The organism is Citrobacter sp. H12-3-2 (genome assembly GCF_009649895.1).
Lineage (GTDB): Bacteria > Pseudomonadota > Gammaproteobacteria > Enterobacterales > Enterobacteriaceae > Citrobacter > Citrobacter portucalensis.
In genome coordinates, this window is the sequence record NZ_CP045837.1 from 3,964,614 (window position 1) to 3,981,222 (window position 16,609).

At 50.9% G+C, this 16,609-nt stretch carries 13 protein-coding genes; 7 read left to right on the top strand and 6 right to left on the bottom strand.

Translation table 11 applies throughout. From position 1 onward, the window contains the following. Positions 1 to 170: 170 nt before the first annotated feature. The 6 genes from GHC22_RS18945 to hrpB all read right to left on the bottom strand — a co-directional run bounded on the left by GHC22_RS18945 (position 171) and on the right by hrpB (position 10,588). On the bottom strand, positions 171 to 1,169 hold the full coding sequence (locus GHC22_RS18945) for a fimbrial protein (protein ID WP_228553203.1): 999 nt from the start codon (positions 1,167 to 1,169) through the stop codon (positions 171 to 173). Between the two features lie 34 nt (positions 1,170 to 1,203). Beyond that, positions 1,204 to 3,690 carry a fimbria/pilus outer membrane usher protein gene (locus GHC22_RS18950; protein ID WP_153753717.1) on the bottom strand — a complete coding sequence of 829 codons (2,487 nt, stop codon included), beginning with the start codon at positions 3,688 to 3,690 and terminating at the stop codon, positions 1,204 to 1,206. A gap of 43 nt (positions 3,691 to 3,733) precedes the next feature. Beyond that, the gene (locus GHC22_RS18955) at positions 3,734 to 4,447 is read right to left on the bottom strand and encodes a molecular chaperone (RefSeq protein WP_153753718.1); all 714 of its coding nucleotides are present in this window, start codon (positions 4,445 to 4,447) and stop codon (positions 3,734 to 3,736) included. 47 nt (positions 4,448 to 4,494) lie between these two features. Beyond that, positions 4,495 to 5,061 carry a fimbrial protein gene (locus tag GHC22_RS18960; RefSeq protein WP_153753719.1) on the bottom strand — a complete coding sequence of 189 codons (567 nt, stop codon included), beginning with the start codon at positions 5,059 to 5,061 and terminating at the stop codon, positions 4,495 to 4,497. A 421-nt stretch (positions 5,062 to 5,482) separates the two neighbouring features. Then, complete coding sequence (gene mrcB, locus GHC22_RS18965; protein ID WP_008786249.1) at positions 5,483 to 8,023, bottom strand: bifunctional glycosyl transferase/transpeptidase; 2,541 nt, start codon at positions 8,021 to 8,023, stop codon at positions 5,483 to 5,485. A gap of 135 nt (positions 8,024 to 8,158) precedes the next feature. Beyond that, positions 8,159 to 10,588 carry an ATP-dependent helicase HrpB gene (gene hrpB / locus GHC22_RS18970; RefSeq protein WP_194841950.1) on the bottom strand — a complete coding sequence of 810 codons (2,430 nt, stop codon included), beginning with the start codon at positions 10,586 to 10,588 and terminating at the stop codon, positions 8,159 to 8,161. A gap of 73 nt (positions 10,589 to 10,661) precedes the next feature. On the opposite strand from hrpB, the gene thpR reads away from it, so the two are divergent. The 7 genes from thpR (at position 10,662) to GHC22_RS19005 (ending at position 16,477) form a co-directional block, all read left to right on the top strand. After that, positions 10,662 to 11,192: an RNA 2',3'-cyclic phosphodiesterase gene (thpR, locus tag GHC22_RS18975; RefSeq protein WP_153753721.1), complete on the top strand. Its 531-nt coding sequence runs from the start codon at positions 10,662 to 10,664 to the stop codon at positions 11,190 to 11,192. 15 nt (positions 11,193 to 11,207) lie between these two features. Then, positions 11,208 to 11,912: a DNA/RNA nuclease SfsA gene (gene sfsA, locus GHC22_RS18980; RefSeq protein WP_153753722.1), complete on the top strand. Its 705-nt coding sequence runs from the start codon at positions 11,208 to 11,210 to the stop codon at positions 11,910 to 11,912. A 177-nt stretch (positions 11,913 to 12,089) separates the two neighbouring features. After that, positions 12,090 to 12,545, top strand: coding sequence for an RNA polymerase-binding protein DksA (gene dksA, locus GHC22_RS18985; RefSeq protein WP_003829221.1), 456 nt, complete (start codon positions 12,090 to 12,092; stop codon positions 12,543 to 12,545). 70 nt (positions 12,546 to 12,615) lie between these two features. Further along, positions 12,616 to 13,512: a tRNA glutamyl-Q(34) synthetase GluQRS gene (gene gluQRS, locus GHC22_RS18990; RefSeq protein ID WP_032942389.1), complete on the top strand. Its 897-nt coding sequence runs from the start codon at positions 12,616 to 12,618 to the stop codon at positions 13,510 to 13,512. A 71-nt stretch (positions 13,513 to 13,583) separates the two neighbouring features. Next, on the top strand, positions 13,584 to 14,981 hold the full coding sequence (gene pcnB / locus GHC22_RS18995; protein WP_204354956.1) for a polynucleotide adenylyltransferase PcnB: 1,398 nt from the start codon (positions 13,584 to 13,586) through the stop codon (positions 14,979 to 14,981). A 51-nt stretch (positions 14,982 to 15,032) separates the two neighbouring features. Beyond that, positions 15,033 to 15,524, top strand: a complete 492-nt coding sequence (gene folK / locus GHC22_RS19000; protein WP_153753723.1) for a 2-amino-4-hydroxy-6-hydroxymethyldihydropteridine diphosphokinase — start codon at positions 15,033 to 15,035, stop codon at positions 15,522 to 15,524. Positions 15,525 to 15,883: 359 nt separating this feature from the next. Next, positions 15,884 to 16,477, top strand: a complete 594-nt coding sequence (locus GHC22_RS19005; protein WP_048236113.1) for a fimbrial protein — start codon at positions 15,884 to 15,886, stop codon at positions 16,475 to 16,477. Positions 16,478 to 16,609: the final 132 nt, after the last annotated feature.

Below are 16,609 nucleotides of genomic sequence, written 5' to 3' on the forward strand. Positions count from 1 at the left end.
AATTATTATTATAACGAGAGCATAATATTCGAAACACCGTTGCGATCGCAAGCGGTACACGCCCCTACTAAAACTGAGGGGTTAAGAAATAACCAGATGAAAAGAAAGGGTTAATAAATTAGGCTGGAATGTTGAAAAGAAAAGCCTGCAAATACACAGGCTATTTTTGGCTAGCGGTAAAAAACGTTAAATGTCGCAACAGAGTCAACCTTTCCCGCTTTTACAGTGCCTGTTTGTACATATCTCGCTTTCAAAGGGATAGTGACAGACTGCCTATCGGTTGTTTGCGCTACCGCGTTGTAATCTTGATCAAATTTCAGCACAGTATTGTTGCTGTCGAGAATTTGTAATCCGACCCCTTCGGCCGCGTCATTACCACTGGCGATCTCCAGGATGTCGCTATTGCCACTCACGCCAGTTGAACCGGCGGTGGTGAATTTATAATCAAGCTTGATACCCGCGACACACTGTTCCAGCTGAATCTTGAAACTATCATCAGATACAACATCGGAATAACCGTCCACAATATCGCTAGTCATGATTCTCTTAAGCGGCACTGTGATATTTTTTTCAACTAAATTGCAGGTGTTAGCAGTAACGTTAATCGCTATTGGCGCAAAGCGAATTTGAGCAATAACCTGCGAATCATAAATCCAGTCCGCATTGAGCATGTTGACGTCAATAACTCCTGACTGCACAACGCCAGTGACGACAAATTCAGCTCTCGCACGTGATTGAATACTATAGTCACTTAAGTGGGTTGTTTTTGACGTCCCTAGATGCATTGGGGTAACCACCGATCCTTCTGTTAGGGCGGAAGCGTTATCTTTAACCCAGGCGACCCGAAAACCTATTCCCGGAACATTTGTTTGATAAACGCGGCTAAGGGGATTATCCGTGCGGGCATCGCTACTCGTGAATACGGTATAGCCTGTATAGATATCGCCATTATCTGTACAGTCCACGACTTTAATAAGATCGCCAGTCACTTCCTGGGTTGCAATGATCGTACCTGGAGCGGCGTCCGCATTTACCGTAAACGACGGCATATTGAACGTAGAGGTTGACGGCGACGCATCATTCTCAATTTTGCAGGATGCCTGAACTGATTGCTGTGCGAACAATAGACCGCAACATAGAATCAATCTAAAAATCATATAATTATTCATATTCCCACAGTCCATTTTATGTTTTCCCTTTACACTATCGACACTCAACCGCAGCCTGGTAAATAGAGGACTCGATATCTTCGGGGATCTGTGCATTTCCTTCGCAGCGTTGTTCTGGAGCACTACCCCACTGTACTTTAAACGGTACATTACCTTTCAAACCGGTCAGATAAACTTCGCCACCATCTCCGACTATTGAGGAGCCCCCCTCAATTGACAGTACCGCGCCGAAAGGCACAAAACTCGATCCATGGTGAAGTGTTAATAAGGCGCGAATACCCTGGCGGGCAGAGAAATTAGCTGCGACAACTGCCCCTTTCGTAGGTACGACATCTTTGGCCGGTTTTTCGATATCCAGATCGTCGCGTTCCCCGCTGTTCACCGTGACGGTATTACGACGATAATTAGTTAAATATGGTACGACCGCATTTCCCCAGTAGTCAGTATAAATACCTTGCATATTCTGGACTTTAACATCTGCTCCCTCGTCAATATGGACAATAGCAAAAGCATCCTGGACAGATTGCCCCAGCGTAATACCATAAGGATGTGCGACGACGGATCCTTGCGCGCTGTAGTTCCACTGTTTGCTATCTTTGGCATAGCTATAGTTCGCCCCAATTTCACCGTATGAGCCACGATAACGCCCCGACATGCTCGCACCATATCCAGTATCGTGATCGGTATAGCTTTGCTGCAGGTTATAACTTAAGTTGTTATCTTCCAGCGCAGTCCCGCCAATCCCAACCTGATGCACGGTATTGCCATTTTTAGCGCTGTTTAGGTTATAGGTCGCCCAACTGTTTGACAGCCAACGTGACAAGGGAATATTGACGGAAAATGCAACCTGCTGGTCATTATCGCTGTTTGGTGTTTTTGTCAGGCTATAGTTCACAGACCAGGTGATGTCCTGCCAACTGGAGCTGAATCCCATACTGGCACTGCGCTCATGCCCACTCATATCCCAGTAATCTTGTTGATAACCATTGATATACACAGACCCTACAGAGCCCAATGATTGCGACATACTCAACTGTAAACGGCTACGACGATTGTTTGTTTTACGGTAATTGTAAATTCCATCATCTTCGCCTCTATCACGCTGATCGAGTGCTTCCTGGAAGGTATAAAAACCTGAAGTGGAATAACGGTAACTGGCCAGCGTCACCGTGGTATCTGTTGCAGAAAAGTCTTTGGAATATTGTGCACGCCAGGATAAACCATTGGCATTACCACGCCCATCGTCAAACTGAGTTCTGGCCGCAGTAACATCTACAGACACAGAACCAAGCTCACCGAGATCGGCCCCCGCCCCGACCAGACCGGCACGGTAAATTGATGCGTCGAGCGCTCCGCCATACAGCGTAATGCCATGAGGCATGCCGTAGATTACCGTCGCCTGACCAAACCCAGGTTCCTCGCCGTTATCGCTATCGCGGTATTTTCCACCAGCAAGGCTATATTTCAGCGCACCTTCACGCTGTAAGATGGGTACCGAAGCGCTTGCCTGAATAAACGAATGCTCGCTTCCATCAGCCTCTTTAACGGTAACTTGTAAATCTGACCCTGCTGTTACCTGACTGAGATCTCTGATTTCAAAGGGGCCGCTGGAGACATAAGTCTGATATATCGTGTAGCCATTTTGCTTAATCGTTACTTTTGCATCGCTATTGGCAATTCCGCGCACAACAGGCGCAAACCCTTGTAAGCTATTGGGTAACATGCTGGTATCGGTTTCCAGCTTCACCCCTGTCATCTGTACGCTGTCAAACAGTTCGCCGTTGGTATATGTCTGGCCAATTTCAAGCTGGCTTTGCAGAAATTTAATATCCCGCTCCAGCGTGGTGCTGATCGCATCCCAGCCATCCGAATTGCTGTAAGTACTTGAATTACGAAGCCGCCAGGCGCCAAGATTTAGACCGGAATTAAGGCTTGCCCAGTTTGAGTTATCGTTCTCGCCATTTACTTGCTGGCGGTTGCCGCTAATGTAATAGCTGCTCCATGCCGCAGGAATGCCATCATCCCAGTCTTTAATAGGGATAGCGCCAGCGACTTGCTGGTCGCGATAAATTTGCGGGATCCGCATGAAAAGAGTTTGGCTATCGAGTTGAAAATCAAACTTTGCTCCCGATATGTACTGGGCGATGTCGCCAACTGGAGCCGTATCAGCCAATGATTTCAAGCCGGGAAGGCTATCGACCTTCACCCCCAGCTCTCTGAGATCCCCTTTGCTGAACTGCGGGAGTAATTGCGTCTTATCCTGTGATAGTACGTAAGTAATATTTCGCTTATCAATGCGATCATAATCCCACATCACTTCAGTCAAATAAGTCCCTGGCTGTAACCCATTATTTTGCAAAAAGGTTTCCAGTGTTGACGTATTCTCTAACGGTGTACCGAGTTCCAGAATATGCAAATTGAATTCATCTTCAGCACTCGCTGGGTGCAAAAATGAGCATAATGCCAGCGTAATGCTGTTGAGCAAAAAGAGTCGGCAAGATCGCAAAGGATAAGGCTGCATATAATAAAGTCCCTTTAATTTTTACCCATACGCGTCATTGCGTTTATAGTTGTTGGCGCTTTTTCACCGTTGCAGCACCATAGTCATTCACTGCAGCCCATGACACATCACCTACTGCAGCTGCAGGTATTGAAAATATTTGTTCCCCAAAGGGAGGAATCGTCATTGACAATGACTCAGGTACAGAACTGTCTGCGAGAGGTTTTACCCGCTTTCCACCAACAGAGAGTTCTAATAACGAAATATGAAATGGCGTTGGATTCTTTGCGGTTAATTGAGAACCCTGACGGCTAAACCGTAATTTTTCCCACGCACCGGCAGCGGCCGATTCTTTAAGACTCACTGGCCGCCAAAAAAGTTTCAGCTGTGTTTTCATCGCAAACTGCAGCGTATTTTTATCTTTTAATTCATCAGGCATAGCCGAAACAGATTTAAAGTTGGCAACAAACATCGATTCACGGTCTTGTGGTAGAGATCCTTTATCGCCAATAAAGACGATATGCAGCAGAGCCTGGCCATTAGCGTCCATTTTATAAATCGGCGGAGTGATAATAAAAGGCGCTTTTGTGTTATCTGTCTTTGTTACCCAGCTTTGTATCAGATATTTATTGGCATCTTCTTTATTCTTAATAGATATCTGTACTTCTTTTTTATTCTCCGGGTAAATGATTCTAGTTCCCCCCAGAACAATGCTGGCCTGTGCATTTATGGCAATAAGCCCAATAATGGCAAAACAAATTCGCGCATATAATTTCACCCGCAATACTCCCTGGTCAGGCAGCCCTGATGGGCTGCCTGTCATACTTAACGATAGAACACGGTAAAATTCGCGGAGGCGTGATATTTACCTGCAGTCGGTTTTTCATCACCAATCTGAATCACTTTCGCGGTATAGTTGAAAATAGAAGGTGTTGCTTCATCGCCAGTATTCGCCACATCAGTGGTTGATACCGGAACGGAGTCATCAAACACAACGTCAGTGTTACCACCATTATTATTGGTTACGGTAATACCTACATTTGTTGCAGCACTCGCATCACTAAGGTCGTTCTTCAGGCGTAAATTCTCGCCGTCAGTAGTGTCACCACTGAACCTCAGGTTTAAACTTGCTATGGCAGGGTCACATTTAGCCAAGGAAATCTGGAAATCTTTTGTCGGGCCAATTGCCCCATCAGAACCAAAATTCTCCGGGTAAGCATCAGCAAAAGTCACCACGGTATTTGCTCCTGCACCATCGACATCAATAACGCAAGTGTCGGCAACAATACGGCCAGAAAACTCTACCTTACCCGTATCTTCTGCAAATGCAGAAGTATTTACAGCGGCAATCAGGCTTCCAGCCATCAGCACAGTAAGAAGCTTTTTATTCATTAGAATCCCTTAATCAGAACGATTGAATGACAAAGTCCCATTACCAATAATAAATTACTGGTGAGAAATATTGAGGGTGAGCACGGAGAGAAAAGAATAAAGATATGCAAAAAAACATGATCTTCTGAAATCCATTCGTCAAATCAATACAATGAATCGCGTATAATGAATCTTGTATAGTGTTCACTCGCGGATTAAATCAAACCACCGGAGAGACTGTCTATAGCCTGCGATTTTTCACACACCATAAAAGAAGTTAACTATTTAATTTCCAATATCTTTTACAAACATTTATTTTACTTAATTTGTTCTTAATTAAAATTAAATCAATACAATTACATCATGAAAAAATAAAAATCATTTTACCCAGAAATAAAAACACCCGCTAATAGCGGGTGTTTAGGTCTAATTTATTACTGAATTAATTACTACCAAACATCTCTTTAATCCAACCGGCTACGCCATCGCCGTCCTTCTTCTCTTGCTGCGGCGGTTGCTGCTGTTGAGGCTGCTGTTGCTGCGGCTGCTGAGAAGATTGATCGAACGGATTACCCGACTGCTGCAGCATCTCACCTTGCTGACACAGTGAATCCGGATCGGTGGTCCATACAGGAAGCGTGCGCATCCCGCCGCTACAAACGAAGTTACCGTCGTAGTCTACGCCCATATCCACCACATCCTCCGGCGGCGTCAACACCAGCGGTGTTGGCGTCTGGTTGGCCAGATAACGCTGATAAATCGACATCGCGCCGCTGGCACCGTACAGCTTGGTTGGCTGGTTGTTATCGCGGCCCACCCAGGTGATGGTCACCTGGCTGCCGTCGATCCCGGCAAACCAGGTATCCACGTTGTTGTTGGTGGTCCCGGTTTTCCCTGCCAGATGCAGACCCGGATACTTCGCGCCAAGCTGGCGACCCGTACCACGCTGAACCACCTGCTGCATAGTCCACAGCGTCATATACGCCGCCTGCGCCGGAACAGCACGCTCGGCCTGTGGGAAGCTCTGGTACAGCACGGTACCATCTTCGGCAATCACCGAACGCAGCGCCGACAGCGGCGCGCGGTTCCCACCGCTGGCGATAGTCTGGAACGCCTGCGCCACTTCGATTGGCGTCAGGTTTAACGCACCCAGCAGCATGGCCGGAACCGGGTTAAGCTGATCTTTCGGCGCACCCAGCTTCAACCAGGTATCGGTTACAGCAGGCAGGCCCAGCGCCATCCCCAGATTTACCGTTGGCACGTTCATTGAACGCGTTAACGCATCCACCAGCATCACTTTACCGCTTTCGCTATAGCGACGGTCATCGTTCTGCGGTGACCACACCTGGCCGTTCGGCTGACGCAGTGCAATCGGCGCGTCGGCAATCCAGGTATTCAGGCGGTACAACTTCGGCTGGCTGAGCGCGGTCAGATAGGTCGCAGGCTTGGCCAGAGAACCAATCGAACGACGCGCCTGCATCGCACGGTTATAGCCCGCAAACTGCGGTTCTGCTCCGCCGACCATGGCGCGAACTTCACCACTAAAGCGGTCAACGACCACAATCGCGGTTTCCAGATCGCTCAGCTTACGCTGTTTCTTCAGTACCGGAATGCCTTCCACCGCCGCTTTTTCTGCGGCATCCTGCGCCACGGAATCAAAGGTGGTGAAAATCTTCACGCCGGAGAGATCTTTAACTTTATCGCCCAGCTTCGCCTGGAGCTCCTGACGCACCATCTGCATAAAGGCAGGCTGCGGGGAGATCACCCCACCACGCGGCTGTACGCCTAACGGACGCGCACTCAGCATGTCATACAGATCCTGGTCGATAATCTGCTGCTGTTGCAGCAAACGCAGAACCAGGTTACGACGCTCCAGCGCCAGTTTCGGGTTACGCCACGGGTTGTAGATCGACGCCCCTTTAACCATCCCCACCAGCAGCGCCTGCTGGTCGAGGCTCAGCTCTTCTACCGGACGACCGAAATAATAGAGGCTCGCCAGCGGGAAGCCGCGAATCTCGTTATCGCCGCTTTGGCCGAGATAGACTTCGTTCATGTACAGCTCAAGAATGCGGTCTTTGCTGTAACGCGCATCCATGATCAGCGCCATATAGGCTTCGTTGGCCTTACGCCAGTAGGAACGTTCGCTGGACAGGAACAGGTTTTTCACCAGCTGCTGAGTCAGCGTACTGGCCCCCTGTACCGTACGACCCGCCGTCAGGTTCGCCAGCACCGCACGACCAATGGAATAAAGGCTGATACCGTCATGCTCATAGAAGTGACGGTCTTCGGTCGCCAGCAGCGTGTCCACCAGCAGATCCGGGAAGCCGCTACGCGGAACAAACAGGCGCTGCTCACCGTTAGGTGAAGAGAGCATGGTGATCAGACGCGGATCGAGACGGAAGAAACCGAACTGGCGGTTGTTATCCATATTCTCGATAGTGTCCAGATGATCGCCGTCAAAGGTCAGACGCGCACGCACCTGCCCTTCTTTACTGTCCGGGAAGTCAAACGGACGACGAATCATCTCGATGCTCTTCGCCTGCACGGTAAATTCGCCCGGACGCGTCATCTTCGTCACCTGACGATACTGCGTGGCCTCCAGCAGCTTCACCATCTCGTTTTTGCCGATAGGCATTTCTGGCTCAAGGTTAACCATACGGCCATAAACTGCCGCAGGAAGCTGCCAGACTTTGCCATCAATACGGCTACGAATTTTTTGGTCCAGATAAACGCCGTAAATGGCGATCAGTACCAAAAAGACAATCGACAGTTTTACCAGCAGCCAGAACCAGCCGCGCTTACCACGAGGCTTACGCCCTTTGCCTTTACCCTTACGCGGCATCGGTTCTTCATCCTCATAGTCATCATCATCATAATCGTCGTCATACTCATCATCTCTGAGTTGACGACGGCTCACCTTTTGTTTCACCGGACGCGAGGGTTTTCCTTTACGTCCAATTGGCTCGCGGTCATTCCCCGCCATGCTTTTTCTCCGCAACATTCAGGCGCAAGGGCCCGATTCTCTGTTCTTCCGTCCTGTGACAGAAGAAGAAATCTCTCAATTATTACCGCTCTTTCGCCGGATGCGGCATAACGCCTTATCCGGCCTACAGTTACATTACGAATACTTTTTGGTGCGCCGCGTTGGCGCGGTATTCGCCGGATCGTCCGGCCAGACATGTTTGGGATAACGCCCTTTCATCTCTTTTTGCACCTCGCGGTACGATCCCTGCCAGAACGCGCTCAGATCGCTCGTCACCTGTAGCGGTCTTTGGGCCGGAGACAGCAGCTCCAGCACCAGCGGCACGCGCCCCTGGGCAATGGTTGGGGTTTTTGCTTCACCAAACATTTCCTGCATCCGAACTGCCAATACTGGAGGATTATCCTCATGATAGCGAATGGCAATCCGGCTTCCCGTCGGCACAGTGTAATGCGCAGGCAGCTCACTATCCAGACGTTGCAACATTGACCAGTCCAGTAAACCGCGCAACGCCTGTCCCACATTGAGTGCTTTTAATGCGCGTAACGAGTGCACACCGCTCATGTGCGGCAGCAGCCAGGTCTCCAGCGACGCCAGCAGAGAATCCTCATCTACCGCGGGCCAGTCGTATTCTGGCAACCAGTTTGCCGCACATTGCAGACGCAGTCGAAACTGCTCAGCTTCCGGCGTCCAGTTGAGCACACTTAGCCCTTTATCGCGAATGCCATTCAACATCGCCTGATGCAACTCCTCTTCCGAGGGTTTGGCCAATGGCTGTACTTTTACCGTGAGCTGACCAATGCGCGACCGACGCAATGCCTTTAACGTTCCCTGGGTTTCATCCCATTCGATGGTGTCGGACTGTTGTAGCAGCTCAGGACATGCCTGCATCAGCGACTCGATATCCAGCGGCAGAGCCAGCAAGATACGCGCGTCTGGCGAAGCGCTGCCCTGCAACAAAAGTGGCGCTATCAGCCATTCATGGCGTCCTGAGGCATCATCGGCATCCAGCATGGCGCCCATGCCATTCGCCAGTTGATAGCGCCCTTCCTGCCCGCGTCGACGCGCTATCCGATCGGCAAACGCCCGCGCCAGCAATGAGGGGAGCAGCGTGCTGTCGGGCTGCCCGCTGCTAACGTTAAGCCGTTTCAGCAACTGTTGACTGCGCTGCTGCCAGGCGGGCTGATTTCGTGAAAACGCCACGGTCAGATCGGTACTTCCACCGCGCGGCGGCTCTTCCAGAATCGCGGCCAGTTTTGCCGCCGTAGCCACTTCGGTATTATTTTTGGCACCGACCAGCATCGCCGCTAAACGAGGATCGTTACCCAATGCCGCCATTTTCTGCCCGCGGGCACTGAACCTGTCGCCCTCAAGCGCGCCCAGCATCTGCAACAGCCGTTTTGCCGCCTGCAGGTTGATGGCGGGCGGCGTATCCAGCCAGTTCAGTTGCTCAGGTTCGGTACATCCCCATTGCAGCAACTCCATCAGTAGCCCGGACAGATCGCTCTGCAATATCTCCGCTTCCCCCTGCGCTGCCGCTCTTTCTGCCTGCTCTTTGGCAAGCAGATGCAGGCAAATACCGGGCTCCAGACGACCCGCACGTCCCGCGCGCTGAGTCATCGAAGCCTGGCTGATGCGCTGGGTAATCAGTCGCGTCAGACCGGTACGCACGTCATAGCGTGCCACGCGTTCCTGGGCGCAGTCCACCACCAGTCGGATGCCTTCGATCGTCAAGCTGGTTTCAGCAATATTGGTGGCCAGCACCACTTTGCGTTTACCTTGTGGCGCGGGCACAATCGCCTGACGCTGCTCGGCAAGCGTTAACGCACCGTACAGTGGACACAGCACAACATCGCTGCCTACACGCGTAGCCAGCTGCTCCTGTACACGCAGGATTTCGCCCACACCCGGTAAAAATAGCAGCAGTGACCCGCTTTCATGGCGCAATAGCTCCGCCGTCGCTATCGCCACCGCTTCATCAAAACGCAAATGCGCCGCCAACGGCTGATACCGCCGCTCAACGGGAAATGCGCGGCCTTCAGAAACGATCGTCGGCGCATCGGGCAACATCTGCTGCAAACGCCCGTTATCCAGAGTGGCGGACATAATCAACAGTTTCAGATCGTCCCGCAGCCCTTGCTGCACATCCAGCAATAGCGCCAGCGCCAGATCAGCCTGTAAACTCCGTTCGTGAAATTCGTCGAGGATCACCAGCCCGACGCCTGTCAGTTCAGGATCGCGTTGGATCATCCGCGTCAGGACGCCCTCTGTTACCACTTCCAGCCGGGTCTGCGGCCCTACGCAACTTTGTGCGCGCATGCGATAGCCCACAGTTTCACCAGGCTTTTCGTTCAGCAATTCCGCTAATCGTTGCGCCACATTGCGCGCTGCCAGGCGGCGCGGCTCCAGCAAAATAATCCGCCCCGTGATACCGCAATGCTCAAGAAGTCGCAACGGCAGCCAGGTCGATTTCCCGGCACCGGTCGGCGCCGTCAGCAGAACCTGCGGCGAGGCATCAAGGGCGGTAAGCAGTTCAGGCACTACGGCAGCAACGGGCAACAACGTCACAAATGGCTCCAGAGGGTTAACATTCTTCGCGCTGCATTGTAGCATCGCGTTAATTCATAACCGAGTATCCATCATGTCTGAGCCAAAAAGGCTGTTCTTTGCGATTGAATTGCCAGCCGGGGTTCGGGAGCAGCTAATCCACTGGCGGGCCGCGCAGTTCCCCCCTGAAGCGGGTCGCCCCGTCGCGGCTGATAATCTGCATCTGACGCTGGCCTTTTTAGGCGACGTCAGCGCTGAGAAGCAACAGGCGCTGTCGCAGCTCGCGGGGCGTATTCGCCAGCCAGGTTTCACGCTCAAATTCGATGATGCCGGGCAATGGCTGCGCTCCAGGGTCGTGTGGCTGGGTATGCGTCAGCCGCCGCGCGAGTTGCTGCAACTGGCGAATATGCTACGGGCGCAGGCAGCGCGTAGCGGGTGCTATCAAAGCCCGCAGCCGTTTCACCCGCATATCACGCTGCTGCGCAATGCCGGTCACGCGGTTCCAATCCCTCCACCGGGCTTTGGCTGGTCATTTCCGGTAACGGAGTTCGCACTTTACTCCTCCTCATTTTCACGAGGACGCACGCGTTATACGCCGCTGCAACGCTGGACGCTGACTGAATAATTAAAGGGACTGCTTCTGCAATTTTCTCCACCTTTACAACCTGCAACGCTCATTCAGCGCTATAAGCGCTTTTTAGCGGATGTGATCACACCCGATGGCACTGAGTTAACGCTACACTGCCCAAATACCGGTGCGATGACCGGATGCGCAATACCAGGTGACACCGTTTGGTATTCGACATCAGAAAATACTAAACGCAAATATCCACATACCTGGGAATTAACGCAAACCCAATCCGGTGAATTTATTTGTGTTAACACGCTGTGGGCCAACAGATTAACGAAAGAGGCGATTCAGCAGGCGTTAATTTCGGAAGTTTCAGGCTACAGTACTTTGAAAAGTGAAGTAAAATACGGCGCCGAAGGGAGCCGCATCGACTTTTTGTTACAGGCAGATTCCCGACCTGACTGCTATATTGAAGTGAAATCAGTCACGTTGGCGGAAAAAGAGCAGGGTTATTTTCCCGATGCCATCACTGAACGAGGTCAGAAGCATCTTCGGGAATTGATGAGCGTAGCGGCTGAAGGCAAGCGGGCAGTGATATTTTTCGCCGTGCTACATTCAGCCATTACACGGTTTTCACCCGCGCGCCATATCGATGCAAAATATGCGCAATTATTAGTTGAAGCACAGCTTAAGGGGGTTGAAATTCTGGTTTATAAAGCGGAACTTTCTGCCCACGGTATGACTCTTAAAGAGCCGTTGCCCATTACCTTGTAATGGTGTAAATATCTGGTCAATTAGTATTCTGGGCGCGTGGGCAAATACGCTTTTCCTCACAGGGTTGTCAAGTGTTACGTTTAGATAATTGCTATCCGGAAAAGCATCTGCTATTTATAGCGACCTGATTTTTCCCCCGAACATGGGGATCGATAGTGCGTGTTAAGGAGAAGCAACATGCAAGAAGGGCAAAACCGTAAAACATCGTCCCTGAGTATTCTCGCCATCGCTGGGGTGGAGCCGTACCAGGAGAAACCGGGCGAAGAGTATATGAACGAAGCCCAGCTGTCGCACTTCAGGCGTATTCTTGAGGCATGGCGCAATCAACTTAGGGATGAAGTCGATCGCACCGTAACTCATATGCAAGACGAAGCGGCTAACTTCCCTGATCCGGTGGACCGCGCCGCACAGGAAGAAGAATTCAGCCTTGAGCTGCGTAACCGTGACCGTGAGCGCAAACTGATCAAAAAGATCGAGAAGACGCTGAAGAAAGTAGAAGACGAAGATTTCGGCTACTGCGAATCATGCGGCGTAGAAATTGGTATTCGCCGTCTGGAAGCGCGTCCGACAGCCGATCTGTGCATCGACTGTAAAACGCTGGCAGAAATCCGCGAAAAACAAATGGCAGGTTAATTCCGGTCATTTTTACCACGTTTACTACAGGCGGGAGCTTCTCCCGCCTTATTATTTGTTAGTCCGCAAAATGAGCGATTCACACTATATAGGCCGCTTCGCCCCTTCCCCTTCTGGCGAACTGCATTTCGGTTCACTAATTGCCGCCCTCGGGAGTTACCTGCAGGCCCGCGCACAGCGCGGAATCTGGCGAGTGCGCATTGAAGATATTGACCCCCCTCGTGAAGTTCCCGGTGCTGCAGATACGATTCTGCGTCAGCTGGAACATTACGGACTGCACTGGGATGGCGATATTTTATGGCAATCCCAACGTCATGACGCCTACCGCGAGGCGCTCGCCTGGTTACATCAACAGGATCTGAGCTATTACTGCACCTGTACGCGGGCGCGTATTCAAAGCGTCGGCGGTATTTATGACGGCCACTGCCGTGAGTTACGCCTCGGACCAGAGCAGGCGGCTGTCCGCATAAAGCAACGTCACCCGGTGATGCAGTTTACTGACCAACTGCGCGGTGAAATTCAGGCAGACCCACAGCTTGCAGGCGAAGATTTTATCATTCACCGTCGCGACGGGCTCTTTGCCTATAACCTCGCCGTGGTGGTTGATGACCACTTTCAGGGCGTAACAGAGATTGTACGCGGCGCCGATCTTATCGAACCCACGGTGCGGCAAATCTCTTTGTATCAGCAGTTTGGCTGGCAAGCGCCTGACTATATTCATCTTCCGCTGGCGCTCAACGAACAAGGCGCTAAACTTTCAAAACAAAATCATGCACCTGCGCTGCCGCAAGGCGATCCGCGTCCGGTGATTATTGCCGCGCTGCGCTTTCTCGGCCAGCGTGCCGATATCCCGTGGCAGGATATGCAGGTTGATCAGATCCTGGAGTTTGCCGTTGAGAATTGGCGTCTGACAGCGGTGCCTGAATCGGCGATCTTAAATCCGGCATTCTCAAATGCATCATGCTGAGCTATGATTAGCCGCTATTTTTACACAGCAACACTTGTTCTGATTGAAGTTTGACACTACCGAGGTGCACTATTTTTACCCGAGTCGCTAATTTTTGCCGCAAGGTGCTAAGCCGCGAGGAGCGCGAGGCTGAGCTCGCCGTCGCCCGTCCACATATGACGGTAATTCCGCGTGAGCAGCACTCTATCTCCCGCAAAGATATCAGTGAAAATGCCCTGAAGGTAATGTACAGGCTCAATAAGGCCGGATACGAGGCATGGCTGGTTGGCGGTGGTGTACGCGATCTTTTGCTGGGCAAAAAACCGAAAGATTTTGATGTCACCACTAACGCAACGCCGGATCAGGTGCGCAAACTGTTTCGTAACTGTCGCCTGGTCGGTCGCCGTTTCCGTCTGGCCCATGTCATGTTCGGCCCTGAAATTATCGAAGTGGCGACGTTCCGCGGCCATCATGAAGGCAGCGAATCCGATCGCACAACATCGCAGCGCGGGCAAAACGGTATGCTGCTGCGTGACAACATCTTCGGCTCCATCGAAGAAGATGCCCAGCGTCGCGACTTCACGATTAACAGCCTGTATTACAGCGTGGCCGATTTCACCGTACGTGATTACGTCGGGGGAATGCAGGATCTCGAAGAGGGCATCATTCGCCTGATCGGTAATCCGGAAACGCGCTATCGCGAAGATCCCGTGCGTATGCTGCGCGCCGTACGCTTTGCCGCCAAGCTCGACATGCGTATCAGCCCGGAAACCGCAGAGCCGATCCCACGTCTGGCAACCTTGCTTAACGATATTCCTCCTGCACGCCTGTTTGAAGAAGCGCTCAAGCTGTTACAGGCGGGCTATGGGTACGAAACCTATAAAAAACTGCGTGAGTACAGCCTGTTCCAACCGCTGTTCCCAACCATTACGCGCTACTTCACCGAAGACGGTGACAGCCCAATGGAACGCATCATTGCCCAGGTACTGAAGAATACCGATAACCGCATTCACAATGATATGCGCGTTAACCCGGCGTTCTTGTTTGCTGCCATGTTCTGGTATCCGTTACTGGAAGCCGCACAGAAAATTGCGCAAGAAAGCGGTCTGGCCTATTACGACGCTTTCGCGCTGGCAATGAACGACGTGCTGGACGAAGCCTGCCGCTCGCTGGCGATCCCGAAACGTCTGACCTCACTGACCCGCGATATCTGGCAGTTGCAGTTACGTATGTCCCGTCGCCAGGGCAAACGCGCCTGGAAGCTGATGGAGCATCCAAAGTTCCGCGCAGCTTACGACCTGTTAGCGCTGCGTGCTGAAGTCGAACACAACGCGGAATTGCAGCGACTGGCGAAATGGTGGGGTGAATTCCAGGTTTCTGCGCCGCCAGAACAAAAAGGCATGCTGAACGAGCTGGATGAAGAGCCAGACACACGTCGTCGCCATCGTCGCCCGCGTAAACGCGCGCCACGCCGTGAAGGCTCCGCATGACCTATCACGTATACCCAACAAATTTCGAGTCGCATCAAGGTGGTGACACAGATGCAGCTTGAAAAACGACGGGTATATATCGCCCTCGGCAGTAATTTAGCCTCCCCTCTGGAGCAGGTTAATGCTGCCGTGAAAGCGATCGGTGAAATCCCTGACAGTCGAATCGTGGCTGTCTCCTCATTTTACCGTACGCCACCATTAGGCCCACAGGATCAACCCGATTACCTGAACGCCGCCGTCGCACTGGAAACCACCCTCGCGCCGGAAGAATTACTCAATCACACCCAACGCATTGAGTTACAGCAGGGCCGGGTGCGCAAAGCCGAACGCTGGGGACCACGAACGCTGGACCTCGACATTATGCTGTTTGGCGATGAAGTGATTAACACCGAACGTTTGACCGTACCGCACTACGACATGAAAAACCGTGGTTTTATGCTGTGGCCGTTATTCGAAATTGCCCCTGAGCTTATCTTTCCAGACGATAAACAACCACTTGCGTTTTTCATCCAGCAAACCACTCCTCGTCCGGCGCAATGGTAACCGCGTTATATAATAAATTAATTATGAAAAGCCTCACTCAAATTAATTAAACTACATTTTCCTTTCAGTAAATCTAATTAACACATACTACTCAGACATCATCCATGCAAAACAATTATTATTAAAGACCAGTAGTTGTTTGTTCCTTGCGCTTTATCACACAAACCTATATCCCATAAAAATATATTTCAAAAAACAAAGAAAGCCCTCCTACAATAATTTTAAAATAAAATGATTTTATAAAAATCATAGACCCAAGTTATTTTACAAAACATTACTAACCGCTAGAATATGCCCCTGCTATTTAATATAGCAAAGTAGTAATTATCTAATATTTCAAATCCTGTAAGGATACAGTAATGAAAAAAGCAATTTTGGCAGTAGCTATGGTTATGGCAATGGGCTCAACTTCAGCAATGGCAGCGGATGCAGAAGGCGGTCAGCTTAATTTTCACGGTTTAGTCAGTGCTACAACCTGTTCTAAAGTCGTTTCCACCAGCCGTGGTGATGAATCCACTGATGGCAATATCTATCTGGAAACCGCAACCCCGGCGGATATCACCACTGAAGTCGCTGATGCTACTTACGGCGCAAAAGCAGAACCTTTCTCCATCGTTCTGAACTGTAAAGATGCATCCGAAGTGACCACCGGAACTAAGGCCAGTCTGTCAATGGTCTCTTCTTTTGGTAACACCAAAGGCACGCTGGATAACGACACCAACCTGACTGCCGCCGGCATGGCTGCTGCGAAGAACGTAAACATCGCGATTCACGATGCAGACACCAAAACGCTGATGAAAGTTGACGGTGCAGACGTTCACGAAGCCACCTTCGATGCCAGCAAAATCGCTACCTACCACTTTGTAGCTTCCTATGTGAAAGCAGTACTGAGTGATGACGTAACCCCAGGTCACGTTACCACTAACGCAATGTATACCTTTACTTATCAGTAAGCATTAACGCTTTACTGATGAAATAAGTATACAAAAAAGCGCGTTAATAGCATTAACCGGAATTATTACACCGTTTGTCATTAACACAGCTTGTAATAACGAGGTGAGAATTACGATTACTATCGCACCTCG

Bases quoted from the DNA above. Each gene is read 5' to 3' on its own strand.
- dksA (WP_003829221.1), top strand. From the start codon at position 12,090: ATGCAAGAAGGGCAAAACCGTAAAACATCGTCCCTGAGTATTCTCGCC.
- GHC22_RS18945 (WP_228553203.1), bottom strand. From the start codon at position 1,169: ATGAATAATTATATGATTTTTAGATTGATTCTATGTTGCGGTCTATTG.
- GHC22_RS18950 (WP_153753717.1), bottom strand. From the start codon at position 3,690: ATGCAGCCTTATCCTTTGCGATCTTGCCGACTCTTTTTGCTCAACAGC.
- thpR (WP_153753721.1), top strand. From the start codon at position 10,662: ATGTCTGAGCCAAAAAGGCTGTTCTTTGCGATTGAATTGCCAGCCGGG.
- gluQRS (WP_032942389.1), top strand. From the start codon at position 12,616: ATGAGCGATTCACACTATATAGGCCGCTTCGCCCCTTCCCCTTCTGGC.
- GHC22_RS19005 (WP_048236113.1), top strand. From the start codon at position 15,884: ATGAAAAAAGCAATTTTGGCAGTAGCTATGGTTATGGCAATGGGCTCA.
- folK (WP_153753723.1), top strand. From the start codon at position 15,033: ATGCAGCTTGAAAAACGACGGGTATATATCGCCCTCGGCAGTAATTTA.
- GHC22_RS18960 (WP_153753719.1), bottom strand. From the start codon at position 5,061: ATGAATAAAAAGCTTCTTACTGTGCTGATGGCTGGAAGCCTGATTGCC.
- mrcB (WP_008786249.1), bottom strand. From the start codon at position 8,023: ATGGCGGGGAATGACCGCGAGCCAATTGGACGTAAAGGAAAACCCTCG.